General features: G+C 52.0%; 22 protein-coding genes, 1 other RNA gene and 1 other annotated feature. Of the genes, 8 read left to right on the forward strand and 15 right to left on the reverse strand.

Features of this window, described 5'->3' with window-relative positions; translation table 11 throughout:
- Window positions 1-236: 236 nt before the first annotated feature.
- The 3 genes from clpB to rluD form a co-directional block, all read right to left on the reverse strand.
- On the reverse strand, window positions 237-2,810 hold the full coding sequence (gene clpB / locus AC2FCQ_RS23625; RefSeq protein WP_209635253.1) for an ATP-dependent chaperone ClpB: 2,574 nt from the start codon (window positions 2,808-2,810) through the stop codon (window positions 237-239).
- Window positions 2,811-2,940: 130 nt separating this feature from the next.
- Complete coding sequence (gene yfiH, locus AC2FCQ_RS23630; RefSeq protein ID WP_490309119.1) at window positions 2,941-3,672, reverse strand: purine nucleoside phosphorylase YfiH; 732 nt, start codon at window positions 3,670-3,672, stop codon at window positions 2,941-2,943.
- Window positions 3,672-4,649 carry a 23S rRNA pseudouridine(1911/1915/1917) synthase RluD gene (rluD, locus tag AC2FCQ_RS23635; RefSeq protein ID WP_209635249.1) on the reverse strand — a complete coding sequence of 326 codons (978 nt, stop codon included), beginning with the start codon at window positions 4,647-4,649 and terminating at the stop codon, window positions 3,672-3,674. Before rluD ends, yfiH begins: the two co-directional genes overlap by 1 nt.
- Before the next feature lie 131 nt (window positions 4,650-4,780).
- Between rluD and bamD the strand changes: the two genes are divergently transcribed.
- The 4 genes from bamD to pheA all read left to right on the forward strand — a co-directional run bounded on the left by bamD (window position 4,781) and on the right by pheA (window position 7,613).
- Complete coding sequence (bamD, locus tag AC2FCQ_RS23640; RefSeq protein WP_209635248.1) at window positions 4,781-5,512, forward strand: outer membrane protein assembly factor BamD; 732 nt, start codon at window positions 4,781-4,783, stop codon at window positions 5,510-5,512.
- Window positions 5,513-5,824: 312 nt separating this feature from the next.
- Window positions 5,825-6,166 carry a ribosome-associated translation inhibitor RaiA gene (gene raiA / locus AC2FCQ_RS23645; RefSeq protein ID WP_209635246.1) on the forward strand — a complete coding sequence of 114 codons (342 nt, stop codon included), beginning with the start codon at window positions 5,825-5,827 and terminating at the stop codon, window positions 6,164-6,166.
- Window positions 6,167-6,286: 120 nt separating this feature from the next.
- Window positions 6,287-6,413 (forward strand) — a sequence feature (Phe leader region).
- Window positions 6,288-6,335: a hypothetical protein gene (locus AC2FCQ_RS23650; protein ID WP_193378397.1), complete on the forward strand. Its 48-nt coding sequence runs from the start codon at window positions 6,288-6,290 to the stop codon at window positions 6,333-6,335. Its footprint overlaps the feature before it by 48 nt.
- A gap of 42 nt (window positions 6,414-6,455) precedes the next feature.
- A complete protein-coding gene (pheA, locus tag AC2FCQ_RS23655; RefSeq protein WP_209635244.1) occupies window positions 6,456-7,613 on the forward strand; it encodes a bifunctional chorismate mutase/prephenate dehydratase in 1,158 nt (385 codons plus the stop codon).
- 45 nt (window positions 7,614-7,658) lie between these two features.
- Here pheA and tyrA read toward each other — a convergent pair whose 3' ends face one another.
- Together tyrA and AC2FCQ_RS23665 are read right to left on the reverse strand one after the other, a co-directional pair.
- Complete coding sequence (gene tyrA, locus AC2FCQ_RS23660) at window positions 7,659-8,780, reverse strand: bifunctional chorismate mutase/prephenate dehydrogenase (protein ID WP_209635242.1); 1,122 nt, start codon at window positions 8,778-8,780, stop codon at window positions 7,659-7,661.
- 6 nt (window positions 8,781-8,786) lie between these two features.
- A complete protein-coding gene (locus AC2FCQ_RS23665) occupies window positions 8,787-9,860 on the reverse strand; it encodes a 3-deoxy-7-phosphoheptulonate synthase (protein WP_209635240.1) in 1,074 nt (357 codons plus the stop codon).
- Between the two features lie 572 nt (window positions 9,861-10,432).
- Here AC2FCQ_RS23665 and AC2FCQ_RS23670 point away from each other — a divergent pair.
- Window positions 10,433-11,197 (forward strand): DUF481 domain-containing protein, encoded by a 765-nt coding sequence (locus AC2FCQ_RS23670; RefSeq protein WP_020825294.1) that lies wholly within the window; start codon window positions 10,433-10,435, stop codon window positions 11,195-11,197.
- A 325-nt stretch (window positions 11,198-11,522) separates the two neighbouring features.
- Window positions 11,523-11,741 (forward strand): ogr/Delta-like zinc finger family protein, encoded by a 219-nt coding sequence (locus AC2FCQ_RS23675; protein WP_112348060.1) that lies wholly within the window; start codon window positions 11,523-11,525, stop codon window positions 11,739-11,741.
- Window positions 11,742-11,854: 113 nt separating this feature from the next.
- Here the strand turns inward: AC2FCQ_RS23675 and rplS are convergent, their stop codons facing one another.
- The 5 genes from rplS to ffh form a co-directional block, all read right to left on the reverse strand.
- Window positions 11,855-12,211: a 50S ribosomal protein L19 gene (rplS, locus tag AC2FCQ_RS23680; RefSeq protein WP_012005300.1), complete on the reverse strand. Its 357-nt coding sequence runs from the start codon at window positions 12,209-12,211 to the stop codon at window positions 11,855-11,857.
- Between the two features lie 54 nt (window positions 12,212-12,265).
- Entirely contained in the window at window positions 12,266-13,033 is a 768-nt protein-coding gene (gene trmD / locus AC2FCQ_RS23685; protein WP_490309117.1) for a tRNA (guanosine(37)-N1)-methyltransferase TrmD, read from the reverse strand.
- A gap of 52 nt (window positions 13,034-13,085) precedes the next feature.
- On the reverse strand, window positions 13,086-13,634 hold the full coding sequence (gene rimM / locus AC2FCQ_RS23690) for a ribosome maturation factor RimM (RefSeq protein ID WP_209635235.1): 549 nt from the start codon (window positions 13,632-13,634) through the stop codon (window positions 13,086-13,088).
- An 18-nt stretch (window positions 13,635-13,652) separates the two neighbouring features.
- Complete coding sequence (gene rpsP / locus AC2FCQ_RS23695; protein WP_004932501.1) at window positions 13,653-13,901, reverse strand: 30S ribosomal protein S16; 249 nt, start codon at window positions 13,899-13,901, stop codon at window positions 13,653-13,655.
- Between the two features lie 216 nt (window positions 13,902-14,117).
- Window positions 14,118-15,479 (reverse strand): signal recognition particle protein, encoded by a 1,362-nt coding sequence (gene ffh, locus AC2FCQ_RS23700; RefSeq protein WP_037424818.1) that lies wholly within the window; start codon window positions 15,477-15,479, stop codon window positions 14,118-14,120.
- 169 nt (window positions 15,480-15,648) lie between these two features.
- Here ffh and AC2FCQ_RS23705 point away from each other — a divergent pair, with 169 nt between their 5' ends.
- The gene (locus AC2FCQ_RS23705) at window positions 15,649-16,440 is read left to right on the forward strand and encodes a cytochrome C assembly family protein (RefSeq protein WP_017891659.1); all 792 of its coding nucleotides are present in this window, start codon (window positions 15,649-15,651) and stop codon (window positions 16,438-16,440) included.
- A gap of 40 nt (window positions 16,441-16,480) precedes the next feature.
- A complete protein-coding gene (locus AC2FCQ_RS23710) occupies window positions 16,481-17,770 on the forward strand; it encodes an HlyC/CorC family transporter (protein ID WP_209635233.1) in 1,290 nt (429 codons plus the stop codon).
- A 64-nt stretch (window positions 17,771-17,834) separates the two neighbouring features.
- On the opposite strand, the gene luxS is transcribed toward AC2FCQ_RS23710, so the two are convergent.
- The 5 genes from luxS to AC2FCQ_RS23735 all read right to left on the reverse strand — a co-directional run bounded on the left by luxS (window position 17,835) and on the right by AC2FCQ_RS23735 (window position 21,440).
- The gene (gene luxS, locus AC2FCQ_RS23715) at window positions 17,835-18,350 is read right to left on the reverse strand and encodes an S-ribosylhomocysteine lyase (RefSeq protein WP_209635231.1); all 516 of its coding nucleotides are present in this window, start codon (window positions 18,348-18,350) and stop codon (window positions 17,835-17,837) included.
- A gap of 166 nt (window positions 18,351-18,516) precedes the next feature.
- A complete protein-coding gene (gene gshA, locus AC2FCQ_RS23720) occupies window positions 18,517-20,079 on the reverse strand; it encodes a glutamate--cysteine ligase (protein ID WP_404760426.1) in 1,563 nt (520 codons plus the stop codon).
- Window positions 20,080-20,161: 82 nt separating this feature from the next.
- Window positions 20,162-20,590 carry a YqaA family protein gene (locus AC2FCQ_RS23725; RefSeq protein WP_265555760.1) on the reverse strand — a complete coding sequence of 143 codons (429 nt, stop codon included), beginning with the start codon at window positions 20,588-20,590 and terminating at the stop codon, window positions 20,162-20,164.
- The gene (yqaB, locus tag AC2FCQ_RS23730; protein ID WP_209635225.1) at window positions 20,587-21,153 is read right to left on the reverse strand and encodes a fructose-1-phosphate/6-phosphogluconate phosphatase; all 567 of its coding nucleotides are present in this window, start codon (window positions 21,151-21,153) and stop codon (window positions 20,587-20,589) included. The genes AC2FCQ_RS23725 and yqaB overlap by 4 nt, the downstream gene beginning before the upstream one ends.
- Before the next feature lie 173 nt (window positions 21,154-21,326).
- A non-coding RNA gene (locus tag AC2FCQ_RS23735) (RtT sRNA) lies at window positions 21,327-21,440 on the reverse strand.
- Between the last annotated feature and the right edge of the window lie 110 nt (window positions 21,441-21,550).

Below are 21,550 nucleotides of genomic sequence, written 5' to 3' on the forward strand. Positions count from 1 at the left end.
TTCCCGGTCAGTGGAGGCGCATTATAGGGAGTTCTCAGAAGGCCGCAACCCCTAAATGCAAAAAACTTTTCAAGCGCTCAAATAACCACCAAAAAGGCCATTTTAGGATATTTATTAGTCAGAAAATGGGAGTTTTAAGGCTGTTACCCCGCAAAAAATCGGAAGCCCAATAAAAACAGATAAAGAAAAGGGAGCGGTTTCCCGCTCCCTATTATCGTAATCACTCTATATAGACATTACTGCCTGGCGACGATGTGCTCGTTTTCCACATCCAGCGTAACCAACTTGCCTGGAATCAGTTTGCCAGAAAGGATTTGCTGCGCCAGCGGGTTTTCTATCTCCTGCTGGATAGCACGTTTCAACGGACGCGCCCCATATACAGGGTCGAAACCCGTTTTGCCTAGCAGCTCCAGTGCAGGTTCGGTCATCGTTACTGCATAACCACGCTCTTCCAGACGTTTGTACAGACGCGCCAACTGGATCTTGGCAATCTCGGCAATGTGTTTCTGACCGAGAGGATGGAACACGACCACCTCATCTATACGGTTGATGAATTCCGGACGGAAGTGGTGGCTTACCATTTCCATGACGGATTCCTTCATCTGTGCGTAGTTCATCTGACCAAAGTGCTCCTGAATGAGATCGGACCCCAGGTTAGATGTCATGATCACCACGGTATTACGGAAATCAACAGTACGTCCCTGGCCATCGGTCAGGCGCCCATCATCCAACACCTGCAGCAGGATGTTGAACACATCCGGATGCGCCTTCTCCACTTCATCCAGCAGAATCACGGAATAAGGTCTACGGCGCACCGCCTCAGTCAGGTACCCCCCTTCTTCATAACCGACATAACCTGGAGGTGCACCCACCAGCCGCGATACCGAATGTTTTTCCATAAACTCGGACATATCGATACGCACCATCGCGTCGTCACTGTCGAACAGGAACGAAGCTAACGCCTTACATAGCTCGGTTTTACCTACCCCGGTCGGCCCGAGGAACAGGAATGAACCTATTGGCCGGTTTGGATCTGACAGCCCAGCGCGGCTACGGCGAATAGCGTTGGATACGGCGCTCACCGCTTCATCCTGGCCAATAACCCGGGTATGCAGTTCATGCTCCAGGCGCAATAGCTTGTCACGCTCACCTTCCAGCATTCTGGCGACCGGAATACCGGTGGCGCGAGCCAGTACCTCAGCGATTTCTGCGTCAGTTACACGGTTACGCAACAGCTTCATGGTTTTGCCTTCAGCCAATGTGGCCGCAGCAAGCTGTTTTTCCAACTCAGGGATCTTACCGTATTGCAATTCTGACATCCGCCCCAGATCGCCGACGCGACGCGCCTGCTCCAGAGAGATTTTGGCCTGCTCAAGATCCGCTTTGATATTCTGCGTACCGGAAAGTGACGCCTTCTCGGCTTTCCATTCTTCTTCCAGCTCTGAATATTCGCGTTCTTTCTGCTCCAATTCACCACTGAGCATTTCCAGCCGTTTCTTACTGGCGTCGTCAGACTCTTTACTCAGCGCCTGCTGCTCCAGTTTAAGCTGTATGATGCGGCGCTCCAGACGATCAAGTGATTCTGGTTTCGAGTCCATCTGCATACGGATGCTGGACGCAGCCTCATCGATCAGGTCAATGGCCTTATCCGGCAATTGGCGATCGGAGATGTATCGATGCGACAGCGTCGCCGCCGCGACTATCGCCGGGTCCGTGATCTGCACATGGTGATGCAGTTCATAACGTTCTTTCAGGCCACGCAAGATGGCGATGGTGTCTTCAACGCTAGGCTCTGCCACATAGACTTTCTGGAAACGACGTTCGAGCGCCGCATCCTTCTCTATATACTGGCGATATTCATCCAGCGTTGTCGCACCGACGCAATGCAGTTCCCCGCGCGCCAGCGCAGGTTTCAACATATTACCTGCATCCATCGCGCCGTCGGCCTTACCTGCACCAACCATAGTGTGCAATTCGTCAATGAAAAGGATAACGCTGCCTTCCTGTTTGGACAGGTCGCTCAGCACGCCTTTCAAACGTTCTTCGAATTCACCGCGGTATTTAGCACCTGCAATTAATGCCCCCATATCGAGGGAAAGTACGCGTTTATGCTTCAGGCCTTCCGGCACTTCACCATTAATGATGCGCTGTGCGAGGCCTTCGACGATGGCGGTTTTACCCACGCCAGGTTCGCCGATCAATACCGGGTTGTTTTTGGTACGGCGTTGCAGTACCTGAATAGTACGACGAATCTCTTCGTCACGACCGATAACCGGGTCAAGTTTGCCCTGCTCAGCACGTTCTGTCAGATCAATCGTGTATTTCTTCAACGCCTGACGTTGGTCTTCAGCACCTTGATCTTCCACGCTGTCACCGCCTCGCATTTGCTCAATGGCCTTACTGATTTTATCGGTTGTCGCGCCAGCCGCTTTCAACAGATCGGTCAATGTTCCGCGATCTTCAAGCACCGCTAACACAAACAGTTCGGATGAAATGAATTTGTCCGCCCGCTTTTGCGCCAGCTTGTCGCACAGGTTCAGGACACGTACCAGCTCATGGGACGGTTGAACGTCACCACCGGTACCTTCAACTTGAGGCAGTCGAGACAAAGCCTGTTCGATTTCGGTGCGCACGCGCCCGGCATCGATACCGGCAGAAGTTAAGAGTGGACGAACCGTGCCCCCTTCCTGATTAAGCAAGGCGCTCATCAGATGTAACGGCTCAATAAACTGGTTGTCGCGCCCAAGTGCGAGAGATTGGGCATCGGCGAGGGCAAGCTGGAATTTGTTGGTAAGACGATCCAGACGCATAACACCTCCAAGTTTGGTCGAAATTGCTACTGGAGATTAAATGAGGTCATCCCTCAAATTTTCAAGGTTATTTCGACTGTATATTTTCGGTACTACATCATGCGTCTTTGGACCGTCCTAATTCAATAGGTTATATCAGCCAGATTAAACTTGCCAGACGTCCGGTTATTCCATCGCGGCGATAGGAGAAAAAATGACTCATTTCGCTCACCGTACAGCGATCACCACCGTAGATGGCGTGGATACCTGCACGCTGTAAGCGCTGACGGGCCAACAGATAGATGTTAGCCAGGAATTTATCGCCGTGTGGGATAAAGGCAGCCGCAGCGGCGCCATCAACATTTATAAACGCGGCACGCACTTCGGGGCCGACTTCAAACTGCTCTGGACCAATCGCCGGGCCGAGCCAGGCGTTAATGTTTGCTGGCTCAGTGGCAAATTCTGCCACCGTGTGTTCCAGCACACCATTACATAACCCGCGCCAACCGGCATGGGCTGCGGCCACTTCATCACCGGCCTGCGAGCAAAACAGCACCGGCAAGCAATCTGCCGTCATCACTGCACACACCTGCCCAGGCACATTACTGTAAACCGCATCCGCATGCAGATTGGTCGGCGTTCGCCCATCTAACCGCACGACACCTGTACCATGTATCTGTTCCAACCAAACCGGCATCCGCGGTAGTTCAGCCCCGTCCACCAGCCGTTGGCGGTTATCCGCGACTGCCCAAGCCTCATCACCAACGTGAGTGCCGAGGTTAAGCGAATCGTAGGGCGGCGCACTCACGCCACCACCACGGGTTGTGCTACAGGCTTTTACGCCAGCAGGCAGCGGCCAATCCGGTAAGATGAGCGAATCCATTACCAGTTCATCTGATCTTTGAATTCTTCGGTATCCGCTTTCAGCGCGTTAATCAGATCGACCATATCCTGTGGCAGCGGCGCATGCCACTCCATTTGGATACCGCTGATCGGATGATATAAACGCAGCATGGTAGCGTGCAGTGCCTGGCGATCGAAACCGCGCAGTGCGGCAATAAATGCCTCTGACGCGCCTTTTGGCGGACGCGGACGGCCACCGTAAAGCTGATCACCCACCAGCGGGTGGTTAATGTGCGACATATGCACACGGATCTGGTGAGTACGGCCGGTTTCCAGGCGCAAACGCAGACGAGTGTGCGCACGGAAATGCTCCATAATACGGTAATGCGTCACCGCCGGCTTACCCATTGGGTGAACCGCCATATGGGTGCGTTTGGTTGAGTGGCGCGAAATAGGCTCCTCAACGGTACCGCCTGCGGTCATGGTGCCGATAGCAACCGCTTCATATTCACGCGTGATTTCACGCGCCTGCAGCGCTTCGACCAGTCGAGTTTGTGCTGGAACGGTTTTCGCCACCACCATTAGACCTGTGGTGTCTTTGTCCAGACGGTGCACGATGCCGGCACGCGGCACATCGGCAATTTCAGGATAGTAATGCAGCAACGCATTGAGCACAGTACCGTCCGGGTTACCGGCACCGGGGTGCACAACCAGATCGCGTGGTTTGTTAATCACCAAAATATCACTGTCTTCATAGACGATATTGAGGGCGATATCCTGCGGTTCCCAGCGTGCTTCTTCTTCTATCTGTGCATCAATGGCGACCGTCTCTCCCCCCAGCACCTTCTCTTTCGGTTTGTTTATCGTTTTGCCATTGACCTGCACCCGATTGTCCAGGATCCAATCTTTTATGCGAGATCGTGAATAATCAGGGAACAATTCGGCCAAAGCCTGATCTAAACGTTGTCCGAGTTGAGATTCGGCCACCGTTGCGGTGAGTTGTACTTGTTGTGCCATATGCAGCTTCTTCGTTAACGTTGGGTTTTCACGGCGATGCCGTTTAATATAATGTGCTATTGTACCTGGTCTTTGTCGGGAGCTTAACGGACAGTCTCCCGGAATAACACCCTGAGGATAATCAAAACGTCATGACGCGTATGAAATATCTGGTGGCGGCAGCCACGTTGAGCCTGGCGCTGGCAGGTTGCTCCACATCCAAGGATGCGGTTCCCGACAACCCACCTTCGGAAATCTATGCTACTGCCCAGCAAAAACTGCAGGACGGTAACTTTAAGGGCGCGATTACGCAACTCGAAGCGTTAGATAACCGCTATCCTTTCGGGCCGTACTCTCAACAGGTCCAGTTGGATCTGATTTATGCCTACTACAAATCTGCCGATTTACCGCTGGCTCAGGCGTCTATCGATCGTTTCATGCGTCTGAATCCAACGCACCCGAACATTGACTACGTGATGTACATGCGTGGTCTGACCGATATGGCGTTGGATGACAGTGCATTGCAAGGCTTCTTCGGGGTCGATCGTTCAGACCGAGATCCTCAGCATGCACGCGCTGCGTTTCGCGACTTCAGCCAGCTGATTCAACAGTATCCGAACAGCCAGTACGTGACCGATGCAAACAAGCGTTTGGTGTACCTGAAAGACCGCCTGGCCAAGTATGAGCTTTCGGTGGTGGAATACTACACTAAACGCGGTGCCTACGTCGCGGTCGTTAATCGCGCCGAGCAGATGCTGCGTGAATTCCCGGATACCAAAGCGACACGCGATGCGTTGCCGCTGATGGAAAACGCGTATAAGCAATTGCAACTGAACGGCCAGGCCGACAAAGTGAGCAAAGTGATCGCTGCCAACCCGGCATAACCTGATTGGCAACAGCAGAAAAACAAAACGGCAGCCTCGGCTGCCGTTTTCATTTGTCGAATACTTAACCAAAGCAGGATAAATACACAAGCAAAAACACGGCGTTAGCACATATGCCTCACCGCTTATCCTTTCAATAATGCGCGTTCCGCTCTCTAGACTCAAGCGTTAGATAGCCAATTCAAAGCTTGAATCACAGATTGAACTAACTTTGCAAAAAGTGACAAAAAAATGTGATTTTCATCACGCATTTAAGCAAAAAGCGGGGTATGCTGAACTCATCCAAGACGGAAAGACAGAGAGGTAAGTTATATGACATTGAACATTACCAGCAAACAAATGGATATCACTCCCGCAATCCGCAGCCACGTCGAAGACCGTCTCACCAAACTGGAAAAATGGCAGGCCCAACTGATTAACCCGCATATCGTCTTATCGAAAGAACCGAAAGGGTTTGTTGCCGACGCCACCATTACCACACCTAACGGCCCGCTGGTTGCCAGCGCCAAACATGATGACATGTACACCGCCGTTAACGATTTGATCGCCAAGTTAGAGCGCCAGTTGAACAAGGTGCAACATAAAGGCGAAGCACGCCGTGCCGCGACCAGCGTGAAGGACATTATTCCGGAAGTAGAGCCGGAACAGGAATAACCGTTTAGCGGCTGTTTCACATCGAACGCGCCTGAGGGCGCGTTTTTTGTCTGGTTTTTTTATTGACGAGATAAAAGCCTGCGGTTACTTTAAAACCTGTCACACACACTTTGGATATCACATGGCTCGTAAACCGTTTTTCTTCGCATTCTTTTTTACCTTCCCCTGATTGGGAGGCGTTTCGTCGTGTGATAAAGAATGCGAAGACGAACAGCAAAGCCTCCTGAAAACAGGGGGCTTTTTTTATGGCTATTTTACAACGTATAAAAATACAAGGCAGAAGCTGATTATGACTGACAACCCGTTACTCGTGCTGCGCAAACGCATCAGCGCACTGGATCTGAAATTGCTGTCCTTGCTGGCAGAGCGCCGTGAGCTGGCGGTAGAAGTGGGGAAAACCAAACTTCATTCCCATCGGCCAATCCGCGACAAAGAGCGTGAACGCGATCTGCTGGATGCCTTAATTGCCGCCGCCAAGCCCTACGACCTGGACGGATTTTACGTCACTCGCCTGTTCCAACTGATTATTGAAGATTCTGTGTTGACTCAGCAAGCGCTATTACAGAACCAACTCAATCAAGTCAGCCAACATTCTGCCCGTATCGCGTTCCTTGGCCCTAAAGGATCCTATTCACACTTGGCAGCACGTCAATACGCCGCCCGCCATTTCGATCAATTGATCGAGTGCGGCTGCCATAAATTCCAGGACATTTTCACCCAAGTCGAAACTGGCCAGGCGGATTACGCTATTTTGCCCATCGAGAACACCAGTTCAGGTTCGATTAACGACGTCTACGATTTACTGCAGCACACAAGTTTGTCTATCGTCGGTGAATTGACTAACCCTATCGATCACTGCGTCCTGGTTGCCAATGACACTGATCTTGCACAGATCGAAACCGTGTATAGCCACCCTCAGCCATTCCAGCAGTGTAGCCAATTCATTAACCGCTACCCGCACTGGAAAATTGAATATTGTGAAAGCACCGCAGCCGCGATGGAAAAAGTGGCCAAATTGAACTCGCCAAAAGCCGCCGCATTAGGCAGCGAAGCTGGCGGTGCACTCTATGGTCTTCAGGTGTTGGAACATAATCTGGCCAATCAACAGCAGAACATTACTCGCTTCATTGTGCTGGCGCGCAAAGCGATTGACGTCTCGGAACAAGTTCCCGCTAAAACGACGCTGATTATGGCCACAGGCCAGCAGTCCGGCGCGTTGGTGGAAGCATTGCTGGTGCTGCGCGATAACGGCATCATCATGACCAAACTGGAATCTCGCCCGATTAACGGTAACCCGTGGGAAGAAATGTTTTATATCGATGTGCAGGCTAACCTGCGTTCTGAAGCGATGCAGAAAGCATTGAGGGACCTGACGCCCATCACTCGCTCGTTGAAGGTGCTGGGTTGCTACCCGAGTGACACCGTGGTACCCGTCAATCCATCCTGATAGAAATAAAAAAGGGTTCGGCATTTGCCGAACCCCGATACGTTATTATTGCCGGCTGTCGTTCGCCTGACGTAACAACGAGCGACTTTCCACCAAGAATCGCTGCGCATAGTCACCAAACCAATGCTCGACCTTCTGGAAGCTCTGAATAAACGCCTGTTTGTCGCCCTGATCCAGCAGCTTTATCGCCTCGCCAAACCGTTGGTAGTAACGTTTGATCAATGCAATGTTCTCTTCCGAGGACATGATGATATCCGCGTACAGCTGCGGATCCTGAGCAAACAGACGGCCTACCATCGCCAACTCTAACCGATAAATCGGTGAAGAAAGTGCCAGCAACTGTTCCAACTGAACGTTTTCTTCTGCCAAGTGCAAGCCATAGGCAAAGGTTGCAAAATGACGCAGTGCCTGAATAAAGGCCATGTTCTGGTCGTGCTCAACCGCGCTAATACGGTGTAAACGTGCACCCCAAACCTGCAACTGCTCCAATAACCATTGGTACGCCTGCGGCTCGCGACCGTCGCAATACACCACCACTTGTTTGGCTACACTGCCAACGTCAGGGCCAAACATCGGATGCAGACCCACCACAGGGCCAGTATGCGCAGCCAACATGGCATTCAGCGGACGATTTTTTACGGAGGCCAGATCAACCAGGATGCAATCTGCCGGCAGTGGCGGCAACCGCTCAATGACCTGTTCTGTCACATGAATAGGTACGCTGACAATCACCATGCCAGCATCCGCCAGCAAAGTGTCAGCCTGCGCCCAATCTTCCTGATCCAACACTTTGACCTGGTAGCCGGACAGCGTCAGCAGACGATTAAACAGCCGCCCCATTTGGCCATTACCGCCAATAATAACAATCGGGCGCAATTGCGGATGCAGCGTTTTAAAACCTTTGTCGTTCTCGCTGACGTAAGACTCGCGCATAACACGACGTAATACGTCCTCAATCAAGTCAGGCGGTACACCAAGGTTTTCCGCCTCTTTACGTCGTGAGGCCAACATTGCGGCCTCACGCTCAGGAACATATACCGGTAAGCCGTGGTGGCTTTTCACCTCCCCCACTTCCGCCACCAGGTGCAGGCGTTTCGCCAGCAGCTCTAACAGCGCCTTATCCACTTCGTCAATTTGATCGCGCAGCGCGGTCAGTTCAGCCACCATAACTTACTACTCTCCAGTGCGTGCCGTCAGTGCGGCGCCGAGTTCCTGGTGCATATGACGCAGCAGCGTCTCTGTACTTTCCCAATTAATACAGGCGTCGGTTACAGAAACACCGTAGCGCATATCTGCACGCGGTTGCTCAGATGACTGGCTACCTTCGTGCAGGTGGCTTTCCAGCATGATGCCGGTGATCGAACGGTTACCCGCTTTGATCTGCTCAACCACGGACTCGGCAACTGCCGGTTGACGACGATAGTCTTTATTCGAGTTGCCATGGCTGCAATCTATCATCAAGGACGGATGGAGTCCCGCGTCCCGCATCTGTTTTTCACAGGCTGCAACGTCCTCAGCACTGTAGTTTGGCGTTTTACCACCACGCAAAATCACATGGCCATCCGGATTGCCCTGCGTTTGCAACAGACATACTTGGCCAGCCTGGTTGATACCCACAAATCGATGCGGCATTGCCGCGGCGCGCATGGCATTGATTGCCGTACCCAGGCTGCCATCCGTACCATTTTTGAAGCCGACCGGCATCGACAACCCTGAAGCCATTTCGCGGTGAGTTTGTGACTCCGTCGTGCGCGCACCAATCGCTGACCAGCTAAACAGGTCGCCAAGGTATTGCGGGCTGTTTGGATCTAATGCTTCTGTTGCCAACGGCAAGCCCATACCAACCAGATCAAGCAGCAGGCGACGCGCGATATGCAAACCTGCTTCAACATCAAACGAACCATCCATGTACGGATCGTTAATCAAGCCTTTCCAGCCAACAGTGGTTCGCGGTTTTTCAAAATAGACACGCATAACGATATACAGCTGATCGCTCAATTCAGCCGACAGGGTTTTCAAATGACGGGCGTAATCCAGTGCAGCATCCGGGTCATGGATAGAACAAGGCCCGCACACCACCAACAGGCGATGATCGCGCCCCTGCAAGATATCGGCGATGGTTTTGCGCGCGGTAGCGATTTCATTTTCATCGCTGGCGCTAAGCGGGAACTGGTTCTTCAACTCTTCCGGAGTAATCAGAATTTGTTCTGCACTGATATGAACGTTATTGAGCGCGTCTTTTTGCATGATGCTATTCCTGTCGTTTGCCGTTATGCGTAAGCGTTGAGAGTACGTTGAGCGATTCAGGACCTTACCATATCACGTGATGTAAAGTTTTCAATCCGATATCTGTAAATAAAAAATTACCAATAAGATTACGCATACCAAAAGATGATATTGAAAAACAAGAAAATTTATTTAAATAACTGATTTTAAATGGATAAAATCAAGGAAACACTAGAGTCCTCTTTTCATTTCTTCATAGCTACCCAGCCTACACCACCACCGAAAAACGTAAAGATAAATTTACATAAATGATATCAATACACCCCAGGAGCAAGGCTCTACCGAACATAATAGCCAGGTACATCTCACCATTCGGTTGCCTCTAAGCGACAACCTCACGTAATGCCCCGTTAAATGCTAAGGACACTCAGCATGATATGCCACTGGACGGGGTTAATTAAGTAGAAGAAAAGTGAATAAGTGATGATGAGAAATTAAAAACTTAAGCTAATCGTAGCTATTTTGGTCGCCATGACGAACCGATATAATGTGACCGAAATCACCTATAATCACTCTTAACAACTGGATCCAAAATGCTCTCTTTACGCGCTCGTCGCGCTATTCCGCTGTTCATTAGCTGCTTAACGACTTTCACCAGTGTTTCAGCCCTTGCCGACAATACACTTTTTACCGCGATGGACGACCCAGCCACAGCTAAAAAGCCATTTGAAGGTAACGTCCAGGCTGGTTACAACTCTCAGTCAGGCAACTCGCAAAGCTCAACACTGTTGGCTAACACCAGCATGACCTGGTTCAACAGCGATGCTGCCTACAGCCTCTGGGGAGCAGCCAACAACACCACGTCGTCCAATGTGCGTTCGTCAGAAAAGTATCAAGCCGGTGGCCGTACCCGTTATAACCTGAGCGATCGTAACTATCTGTTCGGCCAAGCAAGCTGGCTGAGCGACCGCTTCAACGGCTATGACTCCCGTTCAACACTGACCGGTGGTTATGGCCGCCAGATTCTCAACGGACCGCTCAGCGATCTGCGTGTTGAATTTGGTCCAGGCGTTCGTCACGACGAATACCATGGTGGTGGTCGTTCAACCAAAGCGCTGGCCTACGGTGCTGCTAACTATTCGTACCAGCTAACCGACAACACCAAGTTCTCCGAAGGTGTTTCCGCACTGGCGAACGAAGAAACCACGTTGAACTCCGAAACTGCATTGAGCGTCGCGATTAACGAGAAATTTGCACTGCGCCTGGCCTACACGGTGACTTACAACAGTAAGCCACCTGCGTCTGCACCAAAGAATACCGACACGACCACCTCAATCAGCCTGGTCTACGGTCTGTAATTCCTTCGTCTCTACAATCCAATATTACCTAAGCCCATCATTGATGGGCTTTTTTTATGCCCAAAGGTTAAGTTTAAACATTTTGCTAAAAACATCGCACACGCTATTGACGACTTTAGCAAATAGCTTAATACTGTATGTATACACAGTGGTTATCAAATAGGCACAGAGCACGATCACTATCAATTATCACAGCTGATGCTACGAGCATCACGCTTAGGGACACTGATGCCACTTTCTGTCCAATGGACAGGACAGTTGTCCAGGCTTTTGATTTTGGCCCATGCCTAATCCGTTCTCACTTAATACATTGCAAGGGGGTTTTATGATGCATTGTCCACTCTGCGGTAGCGTGGCCCATACCCGCTCTAGCCGTTACCTCAGCGAAGCGACTAAAGAACGCTATCACCAATGCCAAAACATTAACTGCAGCTGCACCTTTGCCACGCATGAGTCCGTCGCGCGAGTGATTGTAAAGCCTGGTGATATTATTCCAGCTCAGCCGCACCCGGAAAAAAACAAGCCGCGTGCCGCCGCGCTGTAATGCAAAAAGTCCGCCTGCGACGGTGGACTTTTCTATATCGACATTTCCGCGCATAAAAAAAGGGGTCGGCATAATGCCAACCCCTTCATAGCTATTAACTTTTGGATGCAGCGTTAGCCGACGCGGTTCAGACGCTCTTTGATACGAGCAGACTTACCAGTACGCTCACGCAGATAGTACAGTTTGGCTTTACGAACGGCACCACGACGTTTAACAGCAATGCTGTCAATTACTGGTGAGTGAGTCTGGAATACACGCTCAACACCTTCGCCGTTGGAAATCTTACGAACAGTGAATGCAGAGTGCAGACCGCGGTTACGGATAGCGATAACCACGCCCTCGAATGCCTGCAGACGTTTTTTGCTACCTTCAACGACCCATACCTTCACTTCCACGGAATCACCCGGACGGAATGCAGGTACGTCTTGTTTCATCTGCTCTTGTTCAATTTGCTTAATAATGTTGCTCATAATATGTCTCTTACCCTAGGTAAACTGATATATCGGTCCCGTCGAGCCAATTGCTCAGACGTTCCCTTCATAGTCCTGCTGCTTGGGCTGATGTTCCCGTTGGAACTCAGCCAGCAACACCGCTTGCTCGTCAGTCAGAGCTAGGCTTTCTAGAAGTTCAGGTCTTCTAAGCCAGGTACGGCCCAGCGACTGCTTTAAGCGCCAGCGACGTATCTCGGCATGGTTGCCCGACAGTAAAACCGGCGGAACCTCCATCCCTTCCAACACCTCAGGACGGGTATAGTGCGGGCAGTCCAGCAATCCATCGGCAAAAGAATCTTCTTCTGCTGAAGCCTGATGGCCCAGTACACCCGGGATAAAGCGGGCGACTGAATCGATCAAAGTCATTGCCGGCAGTTCCCCACCGCTGAGTACGTAATCGCCGATTGACCATTCTTCATCAATTTCGGTTTGGATTACGCGCTCATCTACCCCTTCATAACGACCGCACACCAGAATCATCTTCTGGTTGGTCGCCAGTTCGCACACACCGATTTGATCCAGCTTGCGCCCCTGAGGTGACAGATAAATCACCTTTGCTCCCTCGCCTGCCGCTGCTTTTGCTGCATGAATAGCTTCCCGCAAGGGTTGCACCATCATCAACATTCCCGGGCCGCCGCCATAAGGGCGATCGTCCACGGTACGATGCCGGTCGTAGGTGAAGTCACGAGGACTCCAACACTGCACGCTCAGCAGGCCATTTTTTACTGCCCGGCCAGTCACCCCGTAATCGGTGATTGCGCGGAACATCTCAGGAAACAGGCTTACAATACCAATGAACACAAGCCAATCCCCATACTGTCATTCCACTTGTTTCGACCGTTTAATTCGGAGGTCAAAAACCAGGATCCCAATCTGCTTCAATCACGCGAGCAGTGAGATCGACTTTCTTGATAACCTGCCCATGAAGAAACGGGACCAACCGCTCCTTCATGCCGAACGCATCTTTCAGGTTAGCTTTCACAACCATCACATCATTAGAACCGGTTTCCATCATATCGATGACTTTACCCAGCTCGTAGCCGGTGGTTGTGACTACCTGGCAACCCATAAGGTCTTTCCAATAGTAATCATCACCCACCAACGCAGGAAGTTGTTCCGAATCTACCAGTATCTCGCGATTGGTCAGTAGATTCGCAGCATCCCGATCATCAACGCCTTTGACTTTGATGATCAGATCCTGACTGTGGCGCTTCCAGTCTTCCAACTCGACAAGCTGCCATTGACCCGCCTGCTGGATAAACCAGGGCTGATAGTCAAAAATGCTTTCGGCGTTCTCGGTGGATGAAAATACTCTGAGCCAACCACGGATGCCGTAAGTAGACCCCATTTTACCGAGTACAATCGGCTGCTTAGGTGCTACCGGTTTGAGTTGCTTGCTCATTGCCACCACCGCGACAGATTAAGCTGCTTTCTTAGCGTCTTTGATCAGCGCGTGAACGCGATCAGAAACGGTTGCACCCAGACCGACCCAATGTTCGATGCGGTCCAGGTCCAGACGCAGTGCTTCAGCCTGACCAGATGCGATCGGGTTGAAGAAGCCTACGCGCTCGATGAAACGACCATCACGAGCATTGCGGCTGTCGGTCACTACTACTTGATAGAACGGACGCTTTTTAGCGCCGCCACGTGCCAAACGAATTGTTACCATAACATCCTCTTTAGTTAATAAAACAGCCGGGCCCCATTGAGGGAACGGGGCCCGGTTGCAATATAAAAAGCCCGAAAATTTTACTCATTTTGGCGCAAAAAGCAATCGAAAGCGTAGTTCGTCGTCAACAACTTTTTACGGCCAGTCATATTTCGGGCGGTTTTCACCGCGAACGGCAAATGCTTAAACGCGCTCACCCCAGAGGGCAAGCACCTGTCAGCGGCCTGGGAAGCCCGGCGGCATCATACCTTTCATGCCGCGCATCATCTTCGCCATTCCACCTTTTTTCATCTTTTTCATCATGCGTTGCATGTCGTCAAACTGTTTTAACAAACGGTTAACGTCCTGCACCTGCATGCCGGAGCCCACTGCAATGCGACGCTTGCGCGAGCCTTTGATGATCTCCGGTTTAGCGCGCTCTTTCAGCGTCATCGAATTGATGATCGCTTCCATGCGCACCAGAACTTTATCGTCCATCTGCGATTTCACATTGTCCGGCAATTGGCCGGCGCCAGGCAGTTTGCTCAGCATGCTAGCCATACCGCCCATGTTACGCATCTGCTTCAGTTGTTCCAGGAAGTCGGTCAGATCGAAACCGTCACCCTTCTTCAGCTTGTTAGCCAGTTTTTCCGCCTGTTCGCGGTCAACTTTGCTTTCGATATCTTCGATCAGCGATAGCACATCGCCCATGCCGAGAATGCGTGAAGCCACACGGTCTGGATGGAATGGCTCCAGCGCTTCCGTCTTCTCACCCACGCCGAGAAACTTGATCGGTTTACCCGTGATATGACGGATGGACAGCGCAGCACCGCCACGCGCGTCACCGTCGACCTTGGTCAACACCACGCCGGTTAACGGCAGGGCTTCGTTAAAGGCCTTGGCGGTATTGGCAGCATCCTGACCGGTCATGGCGTCGACCACAAACAGGGTTTCCACCGGCTTTATCGCCGCATGCACCTGTTTGATTTCGTCCATCATCGCTTCGTCAACGTGCAAACGGCCCGCGGTATCGACGATCAAGACATCGTAGAATTTCAGCTTGGCTTGTTGCAGCGCTCGATTAACGATATCGATCGGTTTTTCTTTAACATCCGATGGGAAAAAGTCGATGCCGACACTTTCTGCCAGTGTTTCCAACTGTTTGATCGCCGCAGGGCGATAAACGTCGGCGGAAACCACCAACACTTTTTTCTTCTGTTTTTCTTTCAGGAACTTGCCGAGTTTGGCAACGCTGGTGGTTTTACCCGCCCCTTGCAGACCCGCCATCAACACCACTGCCGGCGGTTGTGCCGCCAGATTCAGCTCGGTGTTCACTTCGCCCATAGCGGCAATCAGCTCGCTCTTGACGATTTTGACGAACTCTTGCCCAGGCGTCAGGCTTTTGTTGACCTCATGACCGACCGCACTTTCTTTTACGCGATTGATAAAGTCCCGTACCACCGGCAGCGCAACGTCCGCTTCCAGCAAAGCCATGCGCACTTCACGCAGGGTTTCTTTGATATTTTCTTCGGTCAGCCGCCCACGGCCGCTGATATTGCGCAGGGTGCGCGACAAACGATCGGTTAAATTTTCAAACATCGTCTCATGCTCAACGTGTAATGACAGGCCGCTCTGGCGACATAATTGCGGCGATTATAACACGAAGCGGAGAGGATCTCTGCCTCAGCGTTGGAGATCGGTTGGAGTGGGACGCGCTGGACGCTATACTGACAATCCAATTCACCACGCCGAAGCAAAATTAAACGCTATGCCAGTTTTCTCCATTGTGGCTTTGATCGCCTACCTGCTCAGCCTTGGACTGATTATTCCCAGCTTGTTGCGGAAGAACAGCGCATACCGTCGGCTTGCTCTCGTCTCGGCGGTGGTAGCGCTGGTTTGCCACGCCATCGCACTGCAACAGCGTATTTTTGACGTCAGTGCCGGGCAAAATCTCAGCTTGCTCAACATCGGCTCGATAGTCAGCCTGATCATCTGCTCGGTTATGACGTTTGTCGCTTCACGCGATCGCGGCTGGTTCTTGCTGCCTATCGTTTATAGCTTCGCGATGATCAATCTCGCCTTTGCCAGCTTTATGCCTGGCGAGTTTATTACGCATCTGGAAGCCAGCCCTGAACTGATGGTGCACATCGGCCTGGCGCTGTTTTCCTACGCTACGCTGATCATCGCCGCGTTGTATGCATTGCAGCTCGCCTGGCTGGACTATCTGCTGAAAAATAAAAAGCTCTCCTTCAGCGCCGATATGCCGCCGCTGATGAGCATTGAGCGCAAAATGTTCCACATCACCCAAATCGGCGTCGTGCTGCTCACTCTCACGCTGTGCACTGGCCTGCTTTATATGGACAACCTGTTCAGCAAAGAGAATGTGCACAAAGCTGTGCTGTCCATCATGGCATGGTTTGTCTATATCGTTTTGTTGTGGGGTCATTACCATGAGGGTTGGCGTGGCCGCCGTGTCGTTTGGTTCAGTTTTGCCGGTGCCTTCTTGCTAACATTAGCCTACTTCGGCAGCCGTCTTATCCAACAAGTGATGGTTCGTTAACGTCTCTGGCTCTCTTTCTCCATACATAAGGAATACCGCGTTGGAGCATGTTTCGACAGGAACCCTGATCATCATCTTGGTGGTTATGATTGTGGTTTCCGCTTACTTCTCAGCATCCGAAACCGGCATGATGACGCTAAATCGCTATCGTCTCCGTCATCTTTCCAAGCAGGGTAACCGCTCTGCCCGCCGGGTCGAGAAGCTACTGAAAAAGCCAGACCGTCTGATTGGCCTGGTGCTGATCGGCAATAATCTGGTGAATATTCTCGCCTCCGCGCTGGCGACCATTGTCGGTATGCGTCTCTATGGTGATTTTGGTGTCGCTATTGCCACCGGTGTATTGACGTTTGCCGTGCTGCTGTTCGCCGAAGTGCTGCCGAAAACCTTTGCTGCACTGTATCCGGAACGGATCGCCTTCCCCAGCAGCTTTTTACTGGCTCCGCTGCAAAAGGTCATGTTCCCGCTGGTATGGCTGCTCAATGGCATCACCACCTTGGTCCTGCGCCTGTTCGGCATCCACACTAACGTGCGCGTCAGCGACGCCGTCAGCAAGGATGAGCTGCGTACTATCGTTAACGAATCACACTCGCAGATATCTCGTCGCAATCAGGACATGCTGATTTCAGTCCTGGATCTCGAAAAAGTGACCGTGGACGACATCATGGTACCGCGCAATGAGATCGTCGGTATCGACGTCAACGACGATTGGAAATCGATCATGCGCCAGCTCACACACTCGCCGCACGGCCGCATTGTGCTGTACCGCAGTTCGTTGGATGACGCCATCGGAATGCTACGCGTACGTGAAGCCTACCGTCTGATGACCGAGAAAAAAGAGTTCAACAAAGAGAACCTGCTGCGTGCCGCCGATGAGATTTACTACGTGCCTGAAGGGACTCCGCTGAATGTCCAACTGGTGAAATTCCAGCGTAACAAAGAAAAGGTTGGCATCGTCGTTGACGAATACGGTGATATTCAGGGGCTGGTGACGGTTGAAGATATTCTGGAAGAGATTGTCGGTGATTTCACTACCTCCATGTCACCCACGTTGGCGGAAGAGGTCAATCCGCAGAGCGATGGATCAGTCTTGATAGACGGTACTGCCAACGTGCGTGAGTTAAACAAGGCATTCAATTGGACCCTGCCAGCTACTGATGCGCGTACGGTTAACGGTATGCTGCTGGAGGAGCTCGAAGAGATCCCCGACGTCGGCACCCGAGCCCGGATAGGCCACTATGATATCGATATTCTCGACGTGCAGGACAATATGATCAAACAAGTGCGGGTCACGCCGATAAAGTCACTGCAATCCAGCGTTCAGCAACACTGACACCCCGCCAGAAAGGAAAAAGCCGCGTAATGCGGCTTTTTTTATCGCTGCAACGGGGACCGAACTAGATGTGCAGTTCTTGCAACTTCTCTTTCGGCAGTGCCAACTCGTCGTTGTGGTTCACCACCACGTCGTGATCAAGAATATGCTTAGCGATTTCCTGCGCTTCTTCCAATGAGTGCATGTGGTAAGTCCCACACTGGAACTCATTCAGCTCAGGAATTTTACGCTGGTCGGTCACTTTCAGCACATCGCTCATCGCGGCTTTCCACGCATCGGCAACACGCTGCTCTTCCGGCACACCAATCAGGCTCATGTAGAAGCCAGTACGGCATCCCATCGGGGAGATATCGATAATCTCAACACCCTGACCATTCAGGTGGTCACGCATAAAACCCGCAAACAGGTGTTCCAGCGTATGAATGCCACGCTCAGGCATCACTTCCAGGTTCGGCCGGCAGAAACGCAAATCGAACACGGTGATGGTATCGCCATGAGGCGTTTTCATGGTTTTCGCTACGCGGACAGCCGGAGCTGCCATGCGAGTATGGTCTACGGTGAAGCTATCCAGCAATGGCATTTCGTTACCTCCTCGTAAAAGAGTATTTATTTCGAAACTTTTTTATCTAACCAGGAAACCTTTTCTAACTCAGCGAGTCTGAATATGTGAAAGACGCGCATTTGTTATCATCATCCCTGTCATCAGAGATGCATATTTGGCCACATTGATGTGGCCTTTTTCTTTTTCAGCCCCCACCATGTTGCTTCAGGAACTCTTCAAAGCTTAGCGTATCACTGGCTTCTACGTTACGTTGACGCTCCCACGAGGCTTCCTGTTCTTTCGCCAACTCGGCTTCAGTCAGGATTTCCAGCGGCTCTTCTATCAGCATCTGGCGGTATTGTTCAGCCAGTTCCAGACCCACACGCCCCGTTCCTTCTTCCTTCATGGCTTTTAGGATGCGGGCAGAGAATGTCAAATCCGGATCGTCAAACGCCGCGACCAGTTCATCGCACACCTGTTGATATTGGCTATCACCGGCTTCGCTATCGAGCACTTCCGCCACGCGGCGCAGATCGTCAAACAGCGCTTTGCCTACTTTTGCCAGCGGCTCACGGCTGTCATCACACCCCATGCCAATCGTCTGACCCGGCTTGCGGCCTTCAAGGATCACACGATTCCAGTTTTTACGCGTGCACAGCAACTCATCGCTGCTCATCTCTGGCGCATCGGCCAGCACACACCACACCAGGAACAGGTCCAGGAAGCGCGCCTGTACGGCATCTACGCCGATGGGTGAGAAGGGGTTGATGTCCAGCGAGCGAACTTCAATGTATTCGATACCGCCGCGCAGCAGCGCATCTGACGGAGTCTCTCCGCTGTTGGTTACACGCTTCGGTCGGATTGGCGCATAGAGTTCGTTTTCGATCTGCAACACATTGCTGTTCAGTTGCAGATAACGATCGCCGTCCTTCACGCCCAACTTGGCAAACTCTTCTGATGGCGTGGCAATTGCCCGCTTCAGGCCTTCAACATAACTTTGCAGATCGTTGAAAGTAATGCCCAGGTTGCTCTGCGATTTATTGGTGTAGCCGAGATCGCTCAGACGCAACGACGTGGCATATGGCAGATAGCACATCCCTTGTTCAGTACGTTCGAACGGCAACGTAGTTTCACGCCCCTTCAGGAATGAAGAACAAATTGCCGGCGATGCGCCAAACAAGTACGGAATGACCCAGCCAAAACGGTAATAGTTACGGATCAGACGGAAATATCCCGCGGAGATCTGCTCTTTACCACTTTCAGCATCTTTAACACCCGCCCACGCCTGCCAGAACTCCAGCGGCAGTGAGAAATTGTAGTGCACACCGGAAATAGTTTGCATCAACGCGCCGTAGCGGTTCTTTAACCCTTCGCGGTATAGCGTTTTCATACGACCGATGTTCGACGCGCCGAACTGCGCCAGCTCAATGTCCTGCTCCGCTTCAATAAAGCACGGCATGCTGAGCGGCCACATACGCTCGTCACCCAGGTTACGCGCTACGTGACGATGAATATCACGTAAGAACGTCAGCAAGTGATCGAGGTTGTCGTCAACTGGCGTAATGAACTCTAACAATGCCTCAGCAAAGTCTGTGGTTATCCAGTGGTGCGTTAGTGCCGCCCCCAATTTCTCCGGATGTCCGGTTGTTGCAAGCTTACCGTCCGCGGTAACGCGCAGCGTTTCACGCTCAATGCCGCGGCGGATGCCTTTTAATGCATGGGGATGGGCTTCCAACCAAGAAAGCGCCTGAGATACGTCCGGGATCAAATTGACCTCCCGCTTCTAAAAACAAGAACTCGTAAGCATACTGAATCCGCACCCGAGAGAATATTGAGTTATATTCACGTCGTTAATGCCACCAGGCCATTCCCTGTAACGTTATCATCGTAAGAATGATGTAACGCACCGCCTTTCCGATACACAGAAACAGCGCGACAGGGCCCCAGGGCATGCGCAGCCAACCTGCCAACACGCACAATAAATCGCCCACTACCGGTACCCAACTGAGCAACAGCGCAGCCGGGCCAAAGCGTTGCATCCACCCGAGCGCGGTATCCAGACCTCGCTGCGGTTTCAACGCCGGTAGCAGGCGCCCGATAATGACATTGGTCAACCCACCGAGCGTATTCCCCAACGTCGCGGCCAGCACCAGTAATTCCGGTGAGACACGGCTGTTGGTCAGCAAGGCGACCAAAACAATTTCTGAATTTCCCGGCAGCAACGTCGCACTGAGGAAGCTGCTGCCAAACAACGACATAACGGCCAGCGTACTACTCACAGCGTACGAACGTCTACCACAGCCATATTGGCGCTTTTCGCGGCCTGAATACCGAAGTCTGCGTCTTCAAATACCACGCATTTCTCCGGCGGCACGCCAATCAGTTCGGCGCAGCGCAGGAAGGTGTCCGGCTCCGGCTTGTGGCGTTGCACGTCATCGGCGCCAACGATCGCATCAAAGCAATGGAACAGACCCAGATGGCGCAACAAGGTTTCTGCCATGCGGTGCTCGCTGCCGGTGCCAACCGCCATAGGACGGCGCCCATGGTAGGCTTTCACCACCTCAATCAACGGCAGGGGGCGAACACTGTCCAACAGCATCGCTTCTACCGCGCGGGTTTTCTCTGCAGCCAACTGATGGGGATCGAGATCGGCCTGGTGGCTGGCAATTATCGCCTGGGCAATACGCCAGGTCGGTGAACCGCTCAACGCTACCATCGCCGCCTCATCAAACGTCATACCGTAACGGGACAACACCTCACGCCACGCTTTGCGGTGAGTTGGCTCAGTATCGAGAATGGTGCCGTCCATATCGAAAATAAGACCTTGATAGCGGTCGTACATCGTTACTCCATGATCGTTGAGGAAAGGAAACTACTTTAGCGTAAAGCCGGCAGGTTGTCGCTGATCGCGTAATAGCGGAATGTGCTGTGCAGGTGCCTAAGGATGACGCGATAACAACGACGTTCGCTGAATGCCAAAAAGCGAAAAACCCGCCGAAGCGGGTTTTTCTTAGATGGTGCATCCAGGAGGATAATTCGGCTGCGCCTCTCCCTGCGGGCCGTTGCTAAAGCAACGTTGTCTCGCTACGCTCGGCTCGAACCTCCAACCGCTCTGCTCGCAGTCGGAAAAGCGAAAAACCCGCCGAAGCGGGTTTTTCTTAGATGGTGCATCCAGGAGGATTCGAACCTCCGACCGCTCGGTTCGTAGCCGAGTACTCTATCCAGCTGAGCTATGGATG

The sequence above is a fragment of the Serratia sp. CoH_134_PS_4 genome (assembly GCF_058190535.1).